The sequence below is a fragment of the Lentzea sp. genome (assembly GCF_035525475.1).
GTDB lineage: Bacteria > Actinomycetota > Actinomycetes > Mycobacteriales > Pseudonocardiaceae > Lentzea.
Genome location: NZ_DATLEC010000013.1, coordinates 1 through 21733, shown reverse-complemented (window position 1 = coordinate 21733; position 21733 = coordinate 1). Strand labels below are relative to the sequence as shown.

General features: G+C 69.3%; 18 protein-coding genes and 1 tRNA gene. 6 read left to right on the top strand and 13 right to left on the bottom strand.

The window, feature by feature from the left end; translation table 11 throughout:
- The 3 genes from otsB to VM306_RS01790 form a co-directional block, all read right to left on the bottom strand.
- Nucleotides 1–720 (bottom strand): trehalose-phosphatase (gene otsB / locus VM306_RS01800; RefSeq protein ID WP_325510422.1); only part of this gene is annotated, 720 nt, incomplete at its 3' end.
- Nucleotides 721–763: 43 nt separating this feature from the next.
- On the bottom strand, nt 764–2197 hold the full coding sequence (locus tag VM306_RS01795; RefSeq protein WP_325510423.1) for a trehalose-6-phosphate synthase: 1434 nt from the start codon (nt 2195–2197) through the stop codon (nt 764–766).
- A 70-nt stretch (nt 2198–2267) separates the two neighbouring features.
- The gene (locus VM306_RS01790; RefSeq protein WP_414672311.1) at nt 2268–3698 is read right to left on the bottom strand and encodes a threonine/serine ThrE exporter family protein; all 1431 of its coding nucleotides are present in this window, start codon (nt 3696–3698) and stop codon (nt 2268–2270) included.
- A gap of 175 nt (nt 3699–3873) precedes the next feature.
- On the opposite strand from VM306_RS01790, the gene VM306_RS01785 reads away from it, so the two are divergent.
- Nucleotides 3874–3949, top strand: a tRNA-Thr gene (locus VM306_RS01785).
- Nucleotides 3950–4007: 58 nt separating this feature from the next.
- Here the strand turns inward: VM306_RS01785 and VM306_RS01780 are convergent.
- Nucleotides 4008–4145 carry a hypothetical protein gene (locus VM306_RS01780; protein WP_325510420.1) on the bottom strand — a complete coding sequence of 46 codons (138 nt, stop codon included), beginning with the start codon at nt 4143–4145 and terminating at the stop codon, nt 4008–4010.
- 40 nt (nt 4146–4185) lie between these two features.
- On the opposite strand from VM306_RS01780, the gene mgrA reads away from it, so the two are divergent.
- Nucleotides 4186–5214: an L-glyceraldehyde 3-phosphate reductase gene (mgrA, locus tag VM306_RS01775; protein WP_325510419.1), complete on the top strand. Its 1029-nt coding sequence runs from the start codon at nt 4186–4188 to the stop codon at nt 5212–5214.
- Nucleotides 5215–5230: 16 nt separating this feature from the next.
- On the opposite strand, the gene VM306_RS01770 is transcribed toward mgrA, so the two are convergent.
- Together VM306_RS01770 and VM306_RS01765 are read right to left on the bottom strand one after the other, a co-directional pair.
- Nucleotides 5231–6643, bottom strand: coding sequence for a HAMP domain-containing sensor histidine kinase (locus tag VM306_RS01770; protein ID WP_325510418.1), 1413 nt, complete (start codon nt 6641–6643; stop codon nt 5231–5233).
- On the bottom strand, nt 6640–7338 hold the full coding sequence (locus VM306_RS01765) for a response regulator transcription factor (protein WP_325510417.1): 699 nt from the start codon (nt 7336–7338) through the stop codon (nt 6640–6642). The genes VM306_RS01770 and VM306_RS01765 overlap by 4 nt, the downstream gene beginning before the upstream one ends.
- A gap of 135 nt (nt 7339–7473) precedes the next feature.
- Between VM306_RS01765 and VM306_RS01760 the strand changes: the two genes are divergently transcribed.
- The 3 genes from VM306_RS01760 to VM306_RS01750 are packed head-to-tail and all read left to right on the top strand — an operon-like array spanning nt 7474 to nt 10092.
- On the top strand, nt 7474–8832 hold the full coding sequence (locus VM306_RS01760; RefSeq protein ID WP_325510416.1) for a ferredoxin reductase family protein: 1359 nt from the start codon (nt 7474–7476) through the stop codon (nt 8830–8832).
- 13 nt (nt 8833–8845) lie between these two features.
- Nucleotides 8846–9349: an FMN-binding protein gene (locus tag VM306_RS01755; protein WP_325510415.1), complete on the top strand. Its 504-nt coding sequence runs from the start codon at nt 8846–8848 to the stop codon at nt 9347–9349.
- 2 nt (nt 9350–9351) lie between these two features.
- Nucleotides 9352–10092 (top strand): FAD:protein FMN transferase, encoded by a 741-nt coding sequence (locus VM306_RS01750; protein WP_325510414.1) that lies wholly within the window; start codon nt 9352–9354, stop codon nt 10090–10092.
- Between the two features lie 232 nt (nt 10093–10324).
- On the opposite strand, the gene VM306_RS01745 is transcribed toward VM306_RS01750, so the two are convergent.
- The gene (locus VM306_RS01745) at nt 10325–11359 is read right to left on the bottom strand and encodes an ADP-ribosylglycohydrolase family protein (RefSeq protein WP_325510413.1); all 1035 of its coding nucleotides are present in this window, start codon (nt 11357–11359) and stop codon (nt 10325–10327) included.
- 103 nt (nt 11360–11462) lie between these two features.
- On the opposite strand from VM306_RS01745, the gene VM306_RS01740 reads away from it, so the two are divergent.
- Nucleotides 11463–14228: an AfsR/SARP family transcriptional regulator gene (locus VM306_RS01740; protein WP_325510412.1), complete on the top strand. Its 2766-nt coding sequence runs from the start codon at nt 11463–11465 to the stop codon at nt 14226–14228.
- A gap of 137 nt (nt 14229–14365) precedes the next feature.
- On the opposite strand, the gene VM306_RS01735 is transcribed toward VM306_RS01740, so the two are convergent.
- From VM306_RS01735 to VM306_RS01710, 6 genes are all read right to left on the bottom strand, one after another.
- Nucleotides 14366–15124 (bottom strand): SGNH/GDSL hydrolase family protein, encoded by a 759-nt coding sequence (locus VM306_RS01735; protein WP_325510411.1) that lies wholly within the window; start codon nt 15122–15124, stop codon nt 14366–14368.
- A gap of 749 nt (nt 15125–15873) precedes the next feature.
- Complete coding sequence (locus VM306_RS01730; RefSeq protein WP_325510410.1) at nt 15874–16887, bottom strand: N-acetylglucosamine kinase; 1014 nt, start codon at nt 16885–16887, stop codon at nt 15874–15876.
- Nucleotides 16888–16892: 5 nt separating this feature from the next.
- Nucleotides 16893–18161 (bottom strand): 6-phospho-beta-glucosidase, encoded by a 1269-nt coding sequence (locus VM306_RS01725; protein WP_325510409.1) that lies wholly within the window; start codon nt 18159–18161, stop codon nt 16893–16895.
- A 297-nt stretch (nt 18162–18458) separates the two neighbouring features.
- On the bottom strand, nt 18459–19352 hold the full coding sequence (locus VM306_RS01720; RefSeq protein ID WP_325510408.1) for a carbohydrate ABC transporter permease: 894 nt from the start codon (nt 19350–19352) through the stop codon (nt 18459–18461).
- Nucleotides 19349–20323 carry a sugar ABC transporter permease gene (locus VM306_RS01715; protein WP_325510407.1) on the bottom strand — a complete coding sequence of 325 codons (975 nt, stop codon included), beginning with the start codon at nt 20321–20323 and terminating at the stop codon, nt 19349–19351. Before VM306_RS01715 ends, VM306_RS01720 begins: the two co-directional genes overlap by 4 nt.
- 11 nt (nt 20324–20334) lie before the next feature.
- Entirely contained in the window at nt 20335–21660 is a 1326-nt protein-coding gene (locus VM306_RS01710; protein WP_325510406.1) for an ABC transporter substrate-binding protein, read from the bottom strand.
- Nucleotides 21661–21733: the final 73 nt, after the last annotated feature.

Here is a 21733-nt window from a genome sequence, read left to right as displayed (position 1 = left end):
CGGGTCGTTCACGTAGTGCCCGGCCAGCGACTCGCCGGCACCCACACGGATGCCGACGTCCGGGCCGGACAGGCGCGCGAACGCCTTCTCGTCCGTCACGTCGTCACCCAGGAAGATCGCCGCGGTGGCGCCGACCTGGTGGCGCAGGATGTCGAGCGCCTGCCCCTTGTTCGTCTCGACGACGGCGAGCTCGATGACGGCCTTGCCCTCGGTGACCTGCACACCTTCCCAGGTGCACGGACCGGAGCGGACGGCGGACAGCACGGCCTCGCCGATGGCCTCGGACGCGGCACGGCGCACGTGCACGGCGACCGAGGCCGGCTTGACCTCGAGCTGGACGCCCTCCTGGCCGTCGGCGATCTCCTCCAGCGCGGCTTCGAGACGGCGGAGCAACGCCTTGGCGTCCGCGTCCAGCGCGTGGACGAAACCGACGTCGAACTCGGAGCCGTGCGACCCGACGAGGTGGACCTCGCCGGGCAGTCGGGACAGCGTGGCCAGGTCGCGCAACGCACGACCGGAGATCACGGCTGAGGTGGTCTCGTGCAGGCTCGCCAGTGAACGCAGCGCGTTCACCGACTCGGGGAGCGGGCGGGCCTGTTCGGGGTCGGCCACGATCGGAGCGAGTGTTCCGTCGTAGTCGCTGGCTACAAGTAGTCGCGGGGTCCGCGCGAGCTGGACGATCGCTCGGCGCAGTTCGGCGGGGAGGGCCTCGGCGGTCAACGCCCCTCCTGGAGCACTCGATGGGTCAGGGGATCTGAATGATTCAGACCGAGGTCTGCGTGCCCAACGCCTCCAGGAACGACCTTGCCCAACGGTCAACGTCGTGGGTGAGGACTTGGCGGCGCAGCGCGCGCATCCTACGGCGGCCTTCAGCAGGATCGATGTCGAGGGCGGCCTGCAGTGCGTTCTTGACACCGTCCAGATCGTGGGGGTTCACCAGGAACGCACTCGTCAGTTCAGCTGCGGCGCCGGCGAACTCGCTGAGCACCAGAGCTCCACCAAGATCATATCGGCAGGCCACGTACTCCTTGCACACGAGGTTCATTCCGTCCCGGACGGGCGTGACGACCATGACGTCCGCCGCGCTCATGAACGCGACGAGCTCCTCGCGGTTCACCGACTGGTGCAGGTAGTGCACGACGGGCTTGCCGACCCGCCCGAACTCGCCGTTGATACGGCCGACGGACTGCTCGATGTCCTGGCGCATCGTCTTGTAGTGGTCGACCCGCTCGCGGCTGGGTGTCGCGAGCTGGATCATCGCGACGTCCTCCGGGTCCACGCGTCCGTCCGCGATCAGCTCGTAGAGAGCGCGGATCCTGACGTCGATGCCCTTCGTGTAGTCGAGACGGTCCACTCCCAGCAGGATGCGCTTCGGGTTGCCGAGATCCTCTCGAATCTGCCTCGCGCGGGCCTGGGTGTCCTTGCGCCGGGCCACGGCGTCGAGGCCGGCGCTGTCGATCGAGATCGGGAACGCGCCGACCCGCACGGTGCGGTCGCCGACCTGCACGACGCCCGGCCGGGTCCGGACGCCGACGGTGCCTCGGCTGGGCTCCAGGCCGACGAGGCGGCGGGCCAGCCAGAGGAAGTTCTGCGCGCCGCCGGGCCGGTGGAAGCCCACCAGGTCGGCGCCGAGCAGGCCGCGGATGATCTCCGTGCGCCACGGGAGCTGCATGAACAGCTCGACCGGCGGGAACGGGATGTGCAGGAAGAAGCCGATCTTCAGGTCGGGCCGCTGCTCGCGCAGCATCGCGGGGACGAGCTGCAGCTGGTAGTCCTGCACCCACACGGTCGCGCCCTGCGCGGCCACCTTCGCGGTCGCGTCGGCGAACCGCTGGTTGACCTTCACGTACGCGTTCCACCAGTGGCGGTGGAAGGCCGGCTGCGCCACGACGTCGTGGTAGAGCGGCCAGAGCGTGCCGTTCGAGAAGCCCTCGTAGTAGTCCTCGACCTCTTTGGTCGAGAGCTCCACGGGGTGCAGCAGCAGGCCGTCGTCCTCGAACGGGGCCACGTCGGCGTCGGCCACACCGGGCCAGCCGACCCAGGCGCCGCTGTGTGAGCGGAGGAACGGCTCGAGCGCGCTCACCAGCCCTCCAGGGCTGTGCTTCCAGCGCTCTGTTCCGTCGGGCAAGCGCTCCAGGTCGACCGGGAGCCTGTTGGCCACGACTACGAATTCCGCCCCGTTCTCGCCAATGTCCATGCTCACAAATGCCCAGGCTAGTGCCGATGCGAACGTGTCGCGTGTCGTGTAACGCCCGTCACAAGGAGGTTCACTCCAACCGACGCCTGGTGGGTTTGAGCGGTCCGGACATGCGCGGTCCGGCGAACCTGCGCTCCAGCCGTCCCAGTCCCGTGCGCACCGGCTGGGCCAGGTACTCGCCGAACACGACACCTCCCGCCAGGGCGAGTGCGATGCCGCTCGCGAACACGAGCGTGCTCAGACCGGCCGTGTCGCTCTCGGCCGTGAGCTGGAACAGGCCCCGGTACGTGGTCCAGCCGGGCAGCAGCGGGACGACTCCCGCCTGCACGACGACCAGCGTCGGGATGCCCAGGCGGCGGGTCAGAGTCGCGCCGCCGAACCCGGCGATCGCGGCGGCGACCGCGGACCCGAGCAGGACGTCGAGGCCGAAGCTCGTGACGAGCCCGTAGGCGGCCGTGCCGATCGCGCCGGAGACGGCGGCGGCGACGAGCGCGCGGGGCTGGGCGTAGCAGGCGAGCGCGAAGAACGCGCTGGTCGCCGCACCGGCCGCGAACTGCATGGGCACCGCGGAGATCAGCGGCGGCAACGGGTCGGTGAGCCGGATGTCGAGTCCGAAGTGGACGGCGGTGCGGATCGCGAGCGCGACGCCCGCGATCAGGCCGGCGCTGAGCAGCACGGTCTCCACGGTGCGGCCGGCGGCGGTGACGTTGTAGCCGGAGATCGCGTCCTGCACGGTGCTGACGAGCGCGAGCCCGGACAGCAGCACGACGATGCTGACGGCGACCAGCAGGCTCGGACGCACCGCGGGCAGCAACCCCGTGGCGTACACGGTCAGCGCGGCACCCGTGGCGAGCGCACCACCGACGACCTGCTGGAAGAAGAACGGCAGCGCACGGCGGTTCAGAACCCTGCCGACCCGGTCGATCACGGCGGTGACGATGGCGGCGGTGACCGCGAGCGAGAGCCCGCCGCCGACGAGGAACGCGACCGCCGCGGCCATCCCGGCCCACGCCACCGTGGCGACCCAGCGCGGGTACGGGTGCTTGGCGTTGGTGATGTCCTCGAGCTCGGCGTGGGCGTCCTCGATCGGCCCGAGGCTGCGCACGAGGTGCTCGACGGCCGCGAGCCGCGTGTAGTCGGGGCTGCGCTGCCGGACCACCCGCACAGCGGTGATCGGGGGCGCCTCCGTGCCCCGATGACACGACACGCTGATAGAGGTGTAGATCACGTCGACTTCCGTGTGCGGAAGTCCATAGCTCTCGGTAACGGAAAGAATCGTCGCTGTGACATCGGCCGCGCCGGCCCCGCTGGACATTTGGACCTCACCGATCCTGAGGGCGAGATCAAGGACCAGGTGAACAGTGGTGTCGTCGGGCAGCGAGGGCCCGTGCAGGTTGTTCGTTGAAATCTTGTGCACCTCCGTTGTGCGATCGTGACAGGCACTTCGGCTGTTGCTGTGGCGTCGGCCACCTCCGATCGAGCGACCCGAAAAGGAGGACATGATCACTGTCTGTCGATTACCCTCCTGACCTGGTCAAGGCGCCCTGCCCGGTGCTCTGACCCACTCAGTTGGTTGGTCCGGCTCCGGTCGGAGCAATCCGATCACACTGAGAGCAGACCGTTCGCCGCAGGGAGCCCCAGCAACGGGCGCTTACCATGTTCGCGAACACCGCCAGGCCGGCGTAGCTCAATTGGCAGAGCACTCGCCTTGTAAGCGAAAGGTTAGGGGTTCGATTCCCCTCGCCGGCTCCAAAGCGGAAGAGGGTCCGCCCAGGTGGGCGGACCCTCTTCTCTTTGTTATGACGAATCCTCAGCTTTTGCGGACCGCTCCGGTAAAGCCCGCGACGCTCACCGTGGCGAGCAGGTCGCGGATCACCGTGGCGCGCAGCACGTTGTCCCCGCGGCGTGAGAGGTCGAGCACCTCACCCGCCTCCGCGGCGCGCCTCAAGTCCTGCTCAGTCCCACTGGGACGTGACATTCTGGGCCCCATGTCCTACCTCGCGGATAGCGCGCGCTACGACCAGATGACGTACCGGCGGACTGGCCGCAGCGGTCTCAAGCTGCCTGCCATCTCCCTCGGCCTGTGGCACAACTTCGGTGGCGACCGGCCGTACGAGTCGGGCCGCGGGATCGCGCGGAGGGCGTTCGACCTCGGTGTCACGCACTTCGACCTCGCCAACAACTACGGACCTCCCTACGGAAGTGCGGAGATCACGTTCGGGCAGATCCTCAAGGACGATCTCAGGCCGTACCGCGACGAGCTCGTAATCTCGACGAAGGCGGGCTACGACATGTGGCCGGGGCCGTACGGGGAGTGGGGCAGCCGCAAGTACCTGCTCAGCTCGCTCGACCAGTCGCTGACGCGGATGGGCCTCGACTACGTCGACATCTTCTACTCCCACCGGTTCGACCCGGAGACGCCGCTCGAGGAGACGATGGGCGCGCTCGTGTCCGCGGTCCAGCAGGGCAAGGCGCTCTACGTCGGCATCTCGTCATACTCGCCCACCAAGACGCGCGAGGCAGCCGAGCTGCTGCGGTCCGCGGGCGTGCCGTTGCTGATCCACCAGCCGTCGTACTCGATGCTCAACCGCTGGATCGAGCCGGAGCTGCTCGACACGCTGGAGGAGGTCGGCGCCGGCTGCATCGCGTTCTCGCCGCTCGCGCAGGGCATGCTGACCGACCGCTACCTCAACGGCATCCCCGAGGGCTCGCGCGCGACGCAGGGCAAGTCGCTGTCCACGGACCTGCTCACCGACGAGAACCTCGCCCGCATCCGTTCGCTCAACGAGATCGCGGCCTCGCGCGGCCAGTCGCTGGCCCAGCTCGCGCTGACGTGGACGATCCGCGACCCGCGCGTCACGTCGGCGTTGATCGGCGCGTCGTCGGTGGGGCAGCTGGAGCAGAACCTCGCGGCCCTGCAGGCGCCGCCGCTGACCGACGACGAGCTGGCCGAGATCGACAAGTACGCCGTCGAGTCGGGCATCGACCTGTGGGCGCCGTCGTCGCAGGCCGACTGAGCCCAGCCGGACTGATCTAGGCCTGGTGCCGGGGGAGGCGGATCGTGAACACCGTCGCCCCCGGCCGGCTGGTCAGCTCGATCGTGCCGCCGTGCGCCTCCACCAGCGACCGCACCACGGCGAGGCCGAGACCGCTGCCCCCGCGCTGCCGGGTCCGCGAGTCGTCCACGCGGTAGAACCTGTCGAAGATCCGCGCCTGGTCGGCCTCCGGGATGCCGGGGCCGGTGTCGCTCACCCGCACCACCGCCCAGCCGTCCTCGGCCGTCACCCTCAGCTCCACCGCCGTGCCCGCCGGGGTGTGCACGGCCGCGTTGGTCAGCAGGTTGTCGAGCACCTGCCGCAACCGGGTCGCGTCCGCCGTCATGGTCACCGTGTCGGCGTCCAGCTCCAGCGCGTGCGAGGGCCGCGCCGCGCGGAACGCGTCCGCCGCCGCCTCGGCGATCACTGCCAGGTCCAGCTCCTCCGGGCGCAACGGCGGTTCGGACGCCGCGGAGTCCAGGCGTGCCAGCAACAGCAGGTCGTCGAGCAGCACGCTCATCCGCGCCGCCTCCGACCGCAGCTTCTCCAGGTGCTTCTCGCGTTCGCCCGGCTCGTTGGCCGCCGCGTACTTGAACAGGTCCGCGTAGCCGCGCAACGACGTCAACGGCGTGCGCAGCTCGTGTGAGGCGTCGGCGATGAAACGGCGCAGGCGTTGTTCGGCGGCCGTGCGTGCCGCGAGAGAGGAGTCGATGTGCGCGAGCATCTTGTTGAACGCCTCGCGCAGCTCCTCCACCTCGACGCCACCGCCGCTGCCGTCCACGCGAGCGGTGAGGGTCGAGTCCGTCAGGTCGTGCGACGAGATGTCGTGCGCGGTGTCGGCCATGTCCGACAGCGGTCTCATGCCCCTGCGGATCACCGCCTGACCGCCCGCCACCAGTGCGACCAGCGCCGCCAGGAACGCGATCACGCCGACCGTGACGAGCTGGGAGATCGTGCCGTCCCTGTCCTGCATCGGGGCCGCGCTGACCAGGATGTACTGGTTTTTGACGACCTGGCAGGCGCGCAGGCGGAACTTGCCCTCGTCGCGCAGGTACTCCGTCTGGAACCCGTCGGTGCTCAGCGCTTTGCGCGCGAGGGCGTCGAACTCCTCGCGGTCCTGCGGCTGCTGCTCGCCCGGCAGCGGCTTCGGCTCACCGTTCTCGATCTTGTAGACGACGGCGAACCAGTCCGGCGGCAGCTTGCTGACCTTGCCGTAGTACGCGATCTCCTTCACCGCGCTCGTCTGGCTGATCACCATCTGGTCGTCGAGGCGGCGGTCGAGGAACGTCTGCATCGACGCGACCATGACCCAGCCGACGATCACGAACACCGTCAGCGCGAGCGCGCCGAGACCGAGGGCGAGGCGGGTGCCGAGCCTCCATTCGCTGACGGGTGTGATCACAGGTCTCATTCTGCCGCTCTGCGGAGCACGTACCCCACGCCGCGCACGGTGTGGATCAGCGGTTCACGGCCGTCGTCGAGCTTGCGGCGCAGGTGGGAGATGACGAGCTCGACCACGTTCGAGCGGCCGCCGAAGTCGTACTCCCACACGTGGTCGAGGATCTGCGCCTTCGTCAGCACGGCCGGCGAGCGGCGCATGAGGTAGCGCAGCAGCTCGTACTCGGTCGGCGTCAGCGTCACGAGCTTGCCGCCGCGGCGGACCTCGCGCGTGTCCTCGTCCATCACGAGGTCGGACACCTTCAGCACCGACCGCTTCCACGAGGGGCCCGTCGACCGGCGCAGCACGGCCCTCAGGCGGGCCATCAGCTCCTCGACGGAAAAAGGTTTCACGAGGTAGTCGTCGCCACCCCTGGTGAGGCCCGCCACGCGGTCCGCGGTGCCGTCGCGGGCCGTCAGGAAGACCACGGGGACCATCGCTCCCGCCGACCGCAGTCGATCCAGAACGGTGAATCCGTCCAGGTCAGGAAGCATGAGGTCGAGTACGACGATGTCCGGCTGGAACTCGGCGGCCTCCCGGAGGGCCTCCTCGCCGTTGAGCGCTGTGGTGGCCTGCCAGCCCTCGTACCGGGCGACCGTCGCGACCAGGTCAGCGATGTGCGGCTCGTCATCTACGACGAGCAATCGAACCGAGTTCCCCTTGTCCACGTGCTCATGGTGCGCCACCTGATGGCCCCCCTGCTGGATCGACAGGAAGTCGACAGCCCGCCCAAAGCGGGTGCACAGCTCGGGACCTGAGGATCGAGATCGACAGCCAGCGACCGCCAGACCGAGGAGCCCGCCGTGACGACCACCCTGCAGCCCCCCGTGCGACCGGCTCCGGCCGGGCGCACGACGCCGCACAAGGTGCTGGCCAAAGCCGGCCTCTACGCGTTCCTCCTGGCCAACGCGGCGTTCGCGACCTACCTGTTCAACGCGGCCGGCGTCGGGTCGAACATGCTGGTCAACTTCGGCAGGCTGACGGGCCTGTACGGCGCGCTCGCGATGGCGTTCCAGCTGCTGCTGGTCGCCCGCCTGCCGTGGCTCGACCGCCGCCTGGGCATGGACAGGCTGACGTCGTGGCACCGCTGGACCGGCTTCACGATCTTCTGGATGCTCATCGGGCACCTGGTCCTCATCGCGTTCGGCAACGCGGGCGACTCCGGTCCGATCGCCGAGGTCGTCCGGCAGGCGACCGAGCTGGAGGGCATCCTCCGCGCGCTGGTGGCGTGGGCGGTCATCATGGTCGTCGGCGTGGTCTCGGCCCGTTTCGCGCGGCGCCGGATGGCCTACGAGACCTGGCACTTCATCCACCTGTACACCTACATCGCGATCTTCCTCGCGTTCACGCACCAGGTCGCCGTCGGCAGCACGTTCCGCAACTCCGCGCTCGCCACCGGGTACTGGTGGGGTCTCTGGACGGTGGCCCTCGGATCCGTCTTCGTCGGACGGCTGGCGCTGCCGCTGTGGCGCAACTGGCGCCACCAGTTCCGGGTCGCCGCGGTCGTGCCCGAGGCGCACGACGTCGTCTCGGTCTACATCGAGGGCAAGGACCTCGACAAGCTGGGCGCCAAGGCCGGCCAGTTCTTCCTGTGGCGCTTCGTCACCAAAGACCGCTGGTGGCAGGCCAACCCGTTCTCGCTGTCCGCGGCGCCGAACGCCAAGTACCTGCGGCTCACCGCGAAGGCGCTGGGCTCCGGCAGTGCCGACGTCCGCAACGTGAAGGTCGGCACCCGCGTGTTCGCCGAGGGCCCGTACGGCGCCTTCACGACCATGCACCAGACCAAGCCGAACGCGCTCCTCGTCGCCGGCGGTGTCGGCGTCACGCCGATCCGCGCGCTGCTGGAGGAGATCCAGGGTCACGTCGTGGTGCTGTACCGGGTGAGCGACCCGCGTGAGGCCGTGCTGCTGCGCGAGCTCGAAGGCCTCGCCAGGGCCAAGGGCGCGGTGCTGCGGCTGGTCACCGGTTCGTCGAAGACCATCACCGCGAACGGCCCGCTGCTCGGCCCCGAGAACATCGTCGCGCTCGTCCCGGACGTCCAGGACCGCGACGTCTTCATCTGCGGGCCGAACGGCATGACCGACGCCGTGGTGCGCAGCCTCGACGAGCTCGGAGTGCCCGCCAACCAGGTCCACGCCGAGCGCTTCGCGCTGGCCAACTGAGAGGTCTGACGACGTGAAGAGGGCAATTCCCGTTCTGGCGCTGAGCGTCGCCGGTCTCGTCCCCGTCTGGCTGTACTCGCCGAGTGCCGGGCACGGGGGCGAGATCAGCGAGGTCGCCGCACCGGAAACGCCGCAGCAGCAACAGACCGCGGCTCCGAAGACGACGTCGTCCGCGCCGAAGGCCACCGGGTCCACGGCACCGAAGGCGACCGGTGCCGCGCCGACCACCCAGCAGCAACAGACCCAGCAGCAGGCCCAGACCCGCAGCGTGTCCGGGCCGGCGGTGAACACCTCCGAGGGCACCGTGCAGGTGCAGGTGACGCTGCAGGGCACCAAGATCACCGACATCAAGGTGCTGCGGGCGCCCAACAGCAACCCGACCAGGATGGCGCTGCCGCTGCTGAAGCAGTCGGCCCTCAAGGCGCAGAGCGCGGACATCGACACGGTGTCCGGCGCGACCGCGACCTCCGAGGGCTACCGGCAGTCGCTGCAGGCCGCCATCGACGGGGCGAAGTAGCCGTGGCGGTGCGGCGCGTCGAGCAGATCATGGGCCTGCCGATCTCGGTGGACCTGCGCGACGGGGACGCCGCACTGGCCGACCGGGCGTTCGCGTGGCTGCGCGAGGCGGACGCCCGTTTCTCGCCGTTCAAGCCGGACAGCGAGGTCTCGCGGCTGGACCGGGGTGAGCTCACCAGGGAGGAGCTCACCCCGGACCTCGTCGAGGTGCTGTCGCTGTGCGACTGGTACGAGGAGTCGACGGGCGGCGCGTTCACGGCACGGGTGCCGGGCCGCGGGCTCGACCCGTGCGCGGTGGTGAAGGGCTGGGCTGTGCAACGGGCAGCCGACCTCCTGAGGGAGGGCGGCGCGTCCTCGTTCTGCCTGAACGCCGGCGGCGATGTCGTGACGGCCGGCGAGCCCGAGCCGGGAAAGCCTTGGCGCGTCGGCGTTCGGCACCCCGACCTCGCCGACCGGTTGAGCGTCGTGCTCGGCGTGCGGGACGGAGCCGTTGCCACGTCAGCGTTGTACGAACGCGGGCAGCACATCCTCGACGGCCGCACCGGCCTGCCCGTGACGGGACTTCTGTCGGTCACGGTCTTCTGCGACGACCTCGCCATCGCCGATACCACTGCCACAGCAGCGTTTGCGCTGGGCAGGGACGGGATCGAGTGGGCGGCGGCGCAGGAGGACTGCGCGGTCTTCATCGTCGACGAAGATCGTCAGGTGTTCGCCGGTTCTGGACTCCCGGTGCACATCTGTTAACATGTCAGGCCAACGGAGCTTCGACTCCGGGGCACGTTTTTTCGTTGATCAAGAGCTGAGCGGGACTCGCGCTCGGGGCAAGACCCGGCCTGCTGTCGACCAACTACTCGTGCGAGAAGGCTTGTTGCAGCGCGAATTCGGGAGCGCGCTGCAGCAAGCCTTTTCTGTGTTCATTGGCCGCTGCTCCGCAGGCGGCGAGTTCGTCGAGAAGCCGGTCGTCCGCCCGACCCGCTCAGGCGTAACGGTCCTCGTTGAAGTCCAGGCCTACTGCTGACATGCCCAGGTCGCGGCCCATCGCGTCCAGGACGTCGACCATCTCCAGGCCGCTCAGCCAGTCGCGCGGCAGGGCTTCCGCGCCGTGCAGCGCGCCGAGGACGTTGCCGGTCAGCGCGGCGGTCGCGTCACTGCCGCCCGAGTGGTTGGCGGCGGCGCGCATCGCGTCCACGAACTGCGACGGCTTCGGGTGCGTCAGCACGGTGTAGACCGCGATCGCCAGCGCTTCCGGGCCCGTCCAGCCGCTGCCCAGCCTGTCGACGCGCACGGATCCCGAGCCGTCGTGCTCCTCGGCCAGCACCACGGCGCGGGTCAGCACCGTGGCCGTGTACGTGTCGTCGCGCAGCACGCGGCCGATGACCTGGTCGATCGCCTCGCGGATCGGCCTGCCCTTCACGGCCAGCAGGTGCACCAGCAGCGCCAGCGCGCCGCCGGACACCCAGCCGCCCGTGCCGCCGTGCGTCAGCGCCGCGAACCGGCAGCCCAGGTCGTAGGCGATCGCCGCGGACGGGGCGAAGCCGGCGGGTGCGGTGCGCGTGACGCCGTTGCAGCCCGACGACTCGTTGTGCGGGTTTTCCGGAGTGGACGGTGTCTCGGCCGCCAGGGCGCGGAGACACGTCAGGCCCGGCGAACGGCTCTCGTACAGCCGTTCGTCCGCGAGCAGGCCCGTCGCACCGTGCTCGGGGGCCGGCTGCTGCTGGGTGACCAGCCAGCGCCGGTAGCTGTGCCACACCATCTGCGACGGTTCCCACTCGCCCGTCCGCTTGCCGCGCACGTAAGCGCGCAGGTAGCCGTCGGCGGTGAAGAGCGTGAGCTGGGTGTCGTCGGTGAACAGGGCGGGCTTCGGAGGTGCGAGAACGCCCTCGGGGCCGTGTTCGCGTTGGATGTCGGCCAAGCCCAGGTACTGCACGGGCGCACCGAGCGCATCACCGAGAGCGCCGCCGAGAAGACACCCGGCGCCGCGGTCAACCACGGAGTTCCGATCTCGCGGCACGAGTGAACAGTAGCGAACGGCCAAACTCGAGCCGAACTTGTATCTGAGACGGCGACTCTCCCACCTGTTGAAGTGACGGCGTCAGCACGGCGGAAGGAGGGGCATGCGGAGCAAAACCGGACTCGAGTTCGGCGTGCTCGGTCCACTCCAGGTGCTCGCGGACGGGCGGCTCGTCCAGCTGGGCCGCCGCGGCATGCGCGGGCTGCTCGCCATGCTCGTCGTCGAGGCCAACCGGCCCGTCTCGATCGACCAGATCGTGGACGCGCTGTGGACGGACGCGCCCCCGGCCACCGCGCGGACGATCGTGCACGGCTACGTCTCCCGGTTGCGCAAGGTGCTGGAGGAGGCGGACCCGACGAGGTCGGCCACCATCCGCACGACGCCGACCGGCTACCAGCTGACCGTGGACCCGTGGCGTCTGGACCTGCACCGCGCCAAGCAGCTCGTGGCGTCCTCCCGCGGCAAGCCCGCCGCCGTCAGGGCCGGCCTGCTGCGCGAGGCGCTGGGGCTGTGGCGCGGGCCGGTGCTCGCCGACGTGCCGGGCGACCCGATGACCTCGGACCTGGAGGAGCTGCGGCTGTCCGCGCTGGAGGAGCGCATCGACGCCGAGCTCGAACTGGGCCGCCACCTCGAACTGGTCGGCGAGCTGCGCGGGCTGTGCACCGAGTACCCGTTCCGGGAACGCCTGGTCGCCCACAGCATGCGCGCCCTGTACCGCTCCGGGCAGCGCGCCGACGCCCTGGAGGCCTACCAGCGGTTCCAGCGCCGCGCGGTCGACGAGCTCGGCATCGATCCCGGACCCCAGCTGCGGTTGCTGCAGGAGCAGGTGCTGCGCGACGACCCGGCGTTGAGCGTGGTCGGGCCGGTGGAGTCGCGTCCCGTCGCACCGCGTGCGGGGATCGTGGCGCCGGCGCTGCTGCCCGCGTCCGCGTCGAGGTTGTTCGGCCGTGACGGCGACAAGGCGTGGCTGGACGACGTGTGCGCGACCAGGAACCTGCTCGCGACGACCGTGGCGGTGCTGACCGGCCCGCCCGGAGTCGGCAAGAGCGCGCTGGCGACCACGTGGGGCCACGAGAACCCGGGGATGTTCCCGCACGGCGTGCTGTTCGCGTCGCTCGGTGACGCCGAACCGGGCGAGGTGCTGACCAGGTTCCTGGTGGCGCTGGGCGTTCCTGCGGACGGCGTGCCGGTCGCGGTGGAGGACCGCGTCGGGCTGTACCGGTCGATGCTCCACCGCCGCCGCGTGCTGGTGGTGCTCGACGACGCGACCGCGTTCGAGCAGGTGCAGCCGCTGCTGCCGCCGGGTTCCGGCTCGGTGGTGCTCGTGACGTCGCGCAGCAAGATGGAACGGCTGGTCGTCACGAACAGCGCCCGCGTGCGCAAGCTCGGCCCGCTGGACGACGACGCGTCGCGTGAGCTGGTGGACGACGTGCTGGGCAAGCCGCTCTCGTCGGAGGACCCCGTGGCGTCCCGCAAGCTCGCCGAGCTGTGCGGCGGGTTGCCGCTGGCGCTGAGGGTGGCGGCGGCGAAGCTCGTGATCAGTCCCGAGTGGACGGTCGAGGAGCTGGTGGGGGAGCTGGCCGACGACGGTCACCGGATGCGCGGCCTGGACCTGCCGGAGGCGGCGATGGGGGTGTCGCGCGCGCTCGACCTGTCGACCCGCGACCTGCCGTCCGAGCTCGGCGAGATCTTCCAGTCCGTCGGCCTCGCGCCCGGCCGGTGGATGTCACCGCACGCCGTGGCCGCGCTGACCCGCACCCGCGTCGAGTCGGCCCGCTCGCGGCTGTCGCAGCTCGTCGAGGTGAACCTGCTGGTCGAACCGTGGCCGGACGGCTTCACGATGCACGAGCTGGTGCGCCTGTACGTGCGGGGAGCGGGTCGTCCTGACCGGGACTCGTTGCGGCGCCTGGTGAACTACTACCTCGTCGCGTGCGACCACGTCCGCCGCGCCATCCGCCCGGCACGTGACGGACTCGACTTCGCGTTGGGGGACAACGGCTCCACGGCGCTGCCGGCGTTCACCGACCCGATCGACTGGTTCGACCAGGAGTGGCCCAACATCGTCGCGGTCGTGCACGCGTCCGCCGAGGCGGGCCTGCACGACCAGGTGTGGCAGCTCGTGAGGCTGCTGCACCCCTATGCGACCGTGCGCGCCCTCACGGGGGAGTGGGTGGCGCTGGTCGGGTTCGGCCTGGCCGCGGCCGAGGTGACGGGGAGCCGCCTCGGCCAGGTCCTCATGCTGGACACGACCTACACGACGAACGCCCGGCTGGGACGCCCTGTCCTGCTGCCGGACGCCCGCCGTGCGCATCGGCTCGCGATCGAGCTGGGCGAGCGCCAGTACCTGGTGCTGACGCTCGCCCAGCTCGCCGACGTCCTGTTCCGGCTGCAGCAGCACGACGAGGCGCTGCTGCACTTCTGGGAGTCGGTGCAGCTCGCGCAGCAGTCCGGCGACGTCGTCGGGGAGGGCCACGGCCTGAACAACGTGGCGCAGGTCGAACAGGCCCGCGGCCACGTGGACGTGGCGCTGCAGCACCAGGCCCACGCCGTCGAGGTCTACCGCCGCTCGGGCGACCAGGTGGCGTTGATCCGCGGCCTGGCGAACCTCGCCGAGCTCCACCTGCAGGCAGGCACCCTGGACCAGGCCGAGTCGCTCGCCCGCCAGGTCGTCGACCAGGCCGCCGTGGCCGGGGTGACCTACCTGGAGGGCTTCGGCCGGCACGTGCTCGGGGGCGTGCTGCTCCAGCGGGCGGAATGGGTTGCTGCGGCAGCTGAATTGACGGAGGCGTTGCGCCTGTACTCGCAGGTCAACTCGGTCCGGGCGATCGAGGTGCGGGCCACTTTGGACGCGATGTCGTCCGAGGTTTAGCAAGCGTTTAGTCGTCTGGTCCCAAAACATGGGATGTTGGACGTGCAGGTGCCGAGTGGGGGATTACCGAGGGGGTAAGGCGCCTGCCCGAAAGGGCCCGACCGGCATTCGGGGGAGAGTGCCGGTCGGGCTTTCGCTCACTTGTCCTCCGCGCACCGCGCCATCGGCAGCAGCTCCGGCCGTTTCGGCGCCAGGCCGTCCCCCATCGACTCACCCCTGAGCTGCCGCCCGATCCACGGCACGACGTGCTCACGGGCCCACTTCAGGTCGGCCTTGCGCTGGGTGACCCAGTCGGTCTGCTGCAGCACGGGCCACGGCTCGTTCCACGCGTGGTCGTCCACCAGCCCGAGCACCTCGGCGGCCTTGAGCGCCACCCGCTGGTGTCCCGCCGGCGACAGGTGCAGCCGGTCCTCGCTCCACGCGCGCCGGTCGTGCAGCGCGTGCATCGACCACAGGTCGACCATGCGGCAGTGGTAGCGCTCGGCGATGGACCACAGGTGCGTGTTGTAGATGGCGATCTTGCCCCGGATGCTCCGCAGAAACGGCGTCGACCTCGTGTCGAAGCCGGTGAAGATCACCACGTCGCAGCCGGCGGACCTGAGCTCGGCCACCGCGACCTCGTAGACCTCGGCCAGGGCGTCCGGGTCGCTGTTCGGCGTCAGGATGTCGTTCCCGCCGCCGCAGAACGTGACCAGGTCGGGTTTCAGGGAGATCGCGAGCGGCACCTGCTCGTCGATGATCTCCTGCAGCATCTTGCCCCGGACGGCCAGGTTGGCGTACCTGAACTCCGGCGCCTGGTGAGCGATCATGTTGGCCAGGCGGTCGGCCCAGCCCACGTAGGTGTCTCCGGGGCCCGGGTCGTCCATGCCCTCGGTGAAGCTGTCCCCCAGGGACACGAGACTGGTCCATCGCAGCAGCACTTCATCCCCCTTGTGCTTCGGCGTCCGTGTTGTGTCCAGCGTCCGTGTTGATCTCGTCTGCGGCTCCCGTTTGCAGGCGATTGGTCAGCGTGCACAACGAACCGCTGGTTACGCCACCGTCGGCTACGGCATCGTAGGTTTCGTCGCTGTGGGTGACGATTCTTTTACCACTCGATTGAGTGTTGCTGGAGGGTTTTCCGGGGGATTCGTCGGATTTTCTGCCGGTTTCTGCCGGGTGCGTTCTGGTTTGCCGCTTTCCGGTTTTCTGCTGGTGTCGCTTGTCACAGCTCGGGCTCCGCCCCGGACCCCGTCAGCTGATCAAGGACCGGCCAGCGCCTTGGGTGGGTTGATGGCACGCCTGGTGCTTTGGGCGGCTTGCTGTTGGGTCGGCGGCTTCGTGAAAAGCGTTCAAGCGGCTCGGCTTCGCCATTGCGGTCGGCTCGCCTCCGGCTTCGCGGGAGTGTCAGACCCCGTCTGTACGTTGGGTCGCGGGGGAGCCTGAACCCAAGGGGACCCTTGCGCGAGCCTGCCTTGACGTGAAAGCCCCCGCAGCGCCTTGGCACGTAGGCGCTGCGGGGGCTGGTGCCTTTCCTGGGGCGCCGCTGTGCCCTGGAAAGGGGTGGGACCACTGCCCGGGGCGCCGCCGCCGTGTAGCCCCGGGCAGTGGGGTGGGACCGTCTCAGGGGGCGCCGCCGCCGGATCTACCCCCTGAGACGGGGTCTGGGTCAGCCGTTCACTGCCACGTTCAGGGTGGCTGCCGGTTTGTGGTCCGCGTAGGCGGAGCGGAGTCTTAGTTCTGCTGCCGGTGAGGCGCCGATGTGGTCCAGGCCCAGCAAGGCTGCGCCTACTACCGGTGGGACGTCCACCAGGCGGACCTGGGCCAGAGGGGCCGCCTCCAGGATTTGTTGGCGGACTGGGCCGACCACCGTTTCTCCTGTGCTGGTCAGGACGCCGCCGCCCAGGACCACGTCCACCGGCTCGTCCATCAGGTCCAGCTTGCGCATGGAGACCGTGGAGAGCACGACTATCTCCTCGATCAGGCGGTCCACCTGGGCCAGCGCCACCTCGTCGCCCTGGGCTGCCACCTCGAAGACGAGGGGGCAGAGGGCGTGCGGGTCCAGAGGGATCTCCTCGAAGTGGATCTTTTCGACCACCTTGAGGATGGAGGTTTCGCCGTAGTGGTTCAGCAGGGCTGGGAGCAGGAGGGTGGGCTTGCCCCGGCCGTCTTCTGCCCTCACCGCGTGCCAGAGGGCGTCGTTGCCCAACTGGCCGCCGCCTCCCCAGTCGCCGGAGATCGCGCCCAGGGCCGGGAAGCGGTGGGTTCGGCCGTCTCTGGCCACGCCCACCGCGTTGATGCCCGCGCCGCAGACGACCGCCACGCCGCCTGCTGCTGCCGTTCCGGCTCGTAGCAGGGCGAAGGTGTCGTTGCCCACGAACGTCGTCGTGGACCAGGCTCGTTCTGAGATCGCTCTTGTCAGGTCCTCCTCCTCGCGGGGGAGGTCGGCTCCTGCCAGGTAGGCGGACGTGTGCGTGGCGATCGGCTCGTCGGGGGACAGGCCCGCCTGCGCCGCGGCTTCGCGTGCCAGGGCCTCGAACACGTCCAAGCCGCGCTTCATGCCCACGGTCTGCGGTGGGGCTCCTGGGCCGCGCACCTGCGCCAGCACCTTGCCGTCCGCGTCCACCAGGAGCACCGCGGTCTTGCTGTTCCCGCCGTCGATGGCGAGCACTCGGTCCGTCATCGTTGTCAGGCTCCCTTCACCCACGGCAGCAGGTCGCGGTTCCGCGCGACCAGCTCGTCGGCCAGCTGGTCCGCGATGGCGTGCTGGCCGATCAGCGGGTGGGCGAGCAGCGCGTTCGCCACTCGGTCGCGTCCCCCGTGGATCGCCGCCTCCAGTGCCAGGTACTCGTACGCCGTGACGTGCGAGATCAGGCCCGAGATGGACGGCTCCACGGGGCGGACGGGGAGGGGCCTGCCGCCGTTTGAGTCCACAGTGGACGACACTTCGATGACGGCGTCGTCCGGGAGGAACGGGAGGGTGCCGTTGTTCTGGACGTTGACCACGTGCTTCTCCGCGCCGGCGCCGCCGGTCAGGGCGTGGACGAGCTGCACGGCCGCCTCGGAGTAGTAGGCGCCGCCGCGCTGGCCCAGCTGTTCTGGCTTCGTCACGACCGACGGGTCGTTGTAGATGTCGAGCAGCTCCTTCTCGACGGCCGCGACCACCTCGGCGCGCGGGGGTGAGCCGAGCTGCTTCTTCACGACGGCGTCGTGGTTGTAGAAGTAGTTCAGGTAGTACGACGGCACCATGTTCAGGCGGCGCATGAGGGCGCCGTCGATGCCGATGTGCTCGGCCAGGCCCTCCACGTGGTCGGACAGCAGTTCTGGCAGGCGGTCGACGCCGTCGACGTGGACGCCGCGTTCCCACGTCAGGTGGTTCAGGCCCACGTGCTCCAGCTCCACGGTGGACGGATCGACGCCCAGCAGGCCGGAGGTCCAGCGCTGGAACGTGATCGCCACGTTGCACAGGCCGATCGCCTTGTGACCCGCCTGGAGCAGGGCGCGGGTGACGATGCCGACCGGGTTCGTGAAGTTGACGATCCACGTGTCCGGACCGGCCAGCTCGCGGACGCGGTCGGCGATGTCCAGGACCACCGGCACGGTCCGCAGGGCCTTGGCGAGGCCTCCCGCGCCGGTGGTCTCCTGGCCGACGCACCCGCAGGTCAACGGGAACGTCTCGTCCGACGCGCGGGCCGTCTGACCGCCCACGCGCAGCTGCAGCAGCACCGCGGACGCGCCCTCGACGCCGTCTTCCAGCGACGTCGTGGTGCGCACCCTCGCCGGATGTCCCGCGTGCTCCAGCAGGCGCTGGCTGAACGGGCCGACGATGCCCAGGCGGTGCTCGTCCGGGTCGACCAGGACGATCTCGTCCACCGCCAGGCTGGTGCGACGGCCGGCGATGCCGTCGACCAGCTCCGGTGTGTAGGTGGAACCGCCACCGACGACGGTGAGTTTCATCTGAAGTCCTTCGAGAAGACCCCGTCCGTCAGGACGGAGAGGAATCGGAGCAGGTTCGTGCCGAGGCGTGGCCGCAGCGCGGGAACGGATCGGCTACGACGCCACTTCGGCGCTGCCGACTGACCCACGACCGGGACGTGAACGCGGCGCGCAACATCCTGGCCGCCGGGCCGGCGGCGTCGGTCTGTGGAGCCGGTGCGGGACCTCAACGGAACACTCCGGGCGGGCAGTCGGCGATGAAGCGGAAACCCTGCGGCGCGAGCCGCGGGAATCTCCTCGTGTGCGAGCGAGAGGAAGTCAACCCTTGACTCCTGTGAACGTGATTCCCTTGACGAACGACTTCTGGGCGAAGACGAAGAGGACGACGGCCGGGATCATCGTCAGGAACGTCACCGCCATCGACGAGTTCCACTGCACGATGTGCATGCCCTTGAACGTCGCCAGTGCCAGCGACAACGTCCACTGGTCCTTCACCTCGCCGGTGTAGAGCAACGGGCCGAAGTAGTCGTTCCAGGTGAAGAGGAAGCAGAACAGCGCGGTGGCCGCGATGCCCGGCTTCGCCATAGGCACGATGATCCGCACCAGCGCCTGGAACTCCGAGCAGCCATCGACGCGCGCGGCGTCCACATAGGACTGCGGAATGGTCAGCATGAACTGGCGCAGCAGGAAGATGCTGAACGCGTCGAACAGGAAGTAGGGAACGATCAACGGCCACAGCGTGCCCGTCAGGCCCAGCGACGACCACGTGTCGTACAGCGGCACGGCCACGACCTGCGGTGGCAGCATCATCGCGCCGATGACGAGGACGAAGGCCACGTTCCGGCCTCGCCACTGCAGCTTGGCCAGGGCGTAGGCCGCCGGGATCGACGAGATCAGCATGCCCGCGGTCGCGAGCAGCGAGTACGTGAGGCTGTTGACCAGGTACTGGAACAGCGGGGCCTTGTCGAAGACCTCGACGAAGTTCTCCCAGTGCCACTCGCGAGGCCAGAGGTCCGAGGTGAACGCCTGGTTGTCCGACATCACCGCGGTGAGGAAGACGAACACGACGGGTGTGGCGAACATCAGGCCGAGCGCCAGGCCGATCGCGTGCGTCGCTACCCAGTTCAGGAAGCCCCCGACGTCGCGCTCGCGGCGCGGCTGCTCCGGTTCCGCGGGGACGTCGACCGGTGGTTTGGCCAGCGTGGCGGTCATGCTCCCGGGCCCCCTTCCTCAGCGCTGGAGTTCTTGCGCATCCGCTGGACGAGCAGGATGGTGACGGCGAACGAGATGACGAACAGGACGGTGGCCATCGCGGCCGCGTAGCCCATGTCGAAGTAGCGGAAGCCCTGCGTGTACAGGTAGACCGGGAACGTCAGCGTCGAGTTGTCCGGGAATCCCAGGTACTTGGTGGATCCCGTCGCGTCCGCCGCTCCCGAGCCGGCCGACCCCGCGACGACCGCCTGCGTGAAGAGCTGCAACGCGAGGATCACCGAGTTCACGACGCCGAAGAGCAGCACCGGGGAGATCGTCGGCAGTGTGACGTGCCACCAGCGGCGGACCGGGCCGGCGCCGTCGAGCTCCGCCGCCTCGTACTGCTCCTGGGGGACGTCGAGGATCGCGGCCAGGATGATGATCATCAGGTCGCCGGAGATCCACAGCATGATCGCGGTGATGCCGGGCTTGGCCCACGACGGGTCGGAGAACCACAGCGGTGAGTCGACGCCGAACCAGCCGAGGACGCTGTCGACCGGGCCGCCGTTGGGGCGCAACACCATGAAGAACACGAGCGTCGCGGCCACCGGCGGAGCCAGCGACGGCAGGTAGCAGAGCGTGCGGATCAGCCCGACGCCCGACTTGAGACGCGCGATGACCGATGCCACGCCCAGCGCGAACACGGTCCGCGCGATCGTGAGCACCACGACGAACCACAGCGTGTTCGTGATCGCCTTGATGAGCAGGGGATCCTTGAACATGAACGTGTAGTTGTCGAGTCCGTTGAACTCCGGCGGGTTGATCAGGTCGTACTTCGTGAAGCTGAAGACGACCGTGGCGACCAACGGGTAGACGAAGAACAGCGCGAAGCCGATGATGGCCGGGGCCATGAACCCGAGCACGGCGAGACGGTGGCGGGCACGTGCCCGCCCCTTGCCGGGGGCGGGCCGCGCGCCGAGCGTGGCGGTCATCCTGCGAGTCCCTACTTGCCGCTCTTGGCGATCTGGTCGTCGATGTTCTTGTCGACTTCCTTCAGGCCGGCGGCCAGGTCCGGCACCTTGCCGGACTGGTAGGAGACCGAGAAGTCGGTGACGGCCTTGATGTGCGCGTCACCGATGGGGGTCACGGGGTTGCCCTTGAGCTTGTCGCTCTTGGCCAGGTCGATGAACGTCCTGAACTGCTCGTCCACCTCGAGCTTCTGGCTGTCCATGGCGGCCTTGGTGCTGGGGACGTTCTTGATGGCGTTCGAGAGGTCGACGATCGTGTCGGTGTCGAACGACAGGTGCTTGATCAGCTCCCAGGCGGCGCCGGGGTTCTTGGCGCCCTTGGGGATGCCCATGATCGTGCCGGTGGTGAACGCGGTGCCGTAGTCGGCGGGCTTCCAGGTCGGGAACGGGGCCGTGCCGAACTTGATCTGCGGCGCCTGCGCCTTGAGGAAGGCGGTCCGGTACTCGCCGTCGATCATGATCGCGATCTTGCCCTGGTGGAACGCGTGGTCGGCGGAGTACTCCTGGCCGAGGCCCGCGCGGAACCGCTCCAGCTGGTCGTAGCCGTAGAAGTCGACGAGCTTCTTCTGGAACGTCATCATCTCGGTGAAGCCGGGCGAGCTCGCGAGCGAGGACTTGCCGTCCTTCTCCCACTCCGCGCCGAACGACGGCGCGAGGATGGTCGGGCGGTTGGCGTAGAAGCCCATCGTGGGCAGGTAGCCCGCGACCTCGATGTCACCGTTCGGCGCCTTCTTGGTCGCCTTCACGGCCGCGTCGTACAGCTCGTCCAGCGTCTTCGGCGGGGTCGTGACGCCGGCGCCCGAGAGCAGGTCCTTGTTGTAGTACATGGCGTAGACGTCGGTGAGCATGGGCATCGCGCAGCGGTTGCCCTTGTACTCGGTGTACTCCTGGACCGCCGGGGAGATCTGGTCCAGGTCGACCTTGTCGCGGTCGATGTACGCCTTGAGCGGCTGGAAGGCGCCGGAGGAGCAGAACTGCCCGATGTTGTCGGTGGTGAACGACAGCGCGACGTCGGGCGTGTTGCCCGAACGGATGCCCGCGGTGATCTTGTCGTCGTCCTGCGAGCCCTCGTGCTTGATCTCGATGTTCGGGAACTTCTCGTTGAACGTCTTGAGGGCCTTGGTGACCTCTTCGTACTCGCGGTCGGAGTAGTTGCTCCAGACCGTGAGCGTCAGCTTGTCGTCCTTGCCAGGAGCAGCCGCGGCGTCGGAACTCGCGCCGCCGCCCTTGCCCGCCGCACATGCGGTGAGGGTCAGCGCTGCGGCGACACAGAGCAAGGCAGCACGGGTGTGCTTGCGCATGTGCACTCCTTCTCGATCAACGTGGGGACCCGGCGACCACAGGGCCGCGGAATGGAGCCGTGGTGGCTGCCGG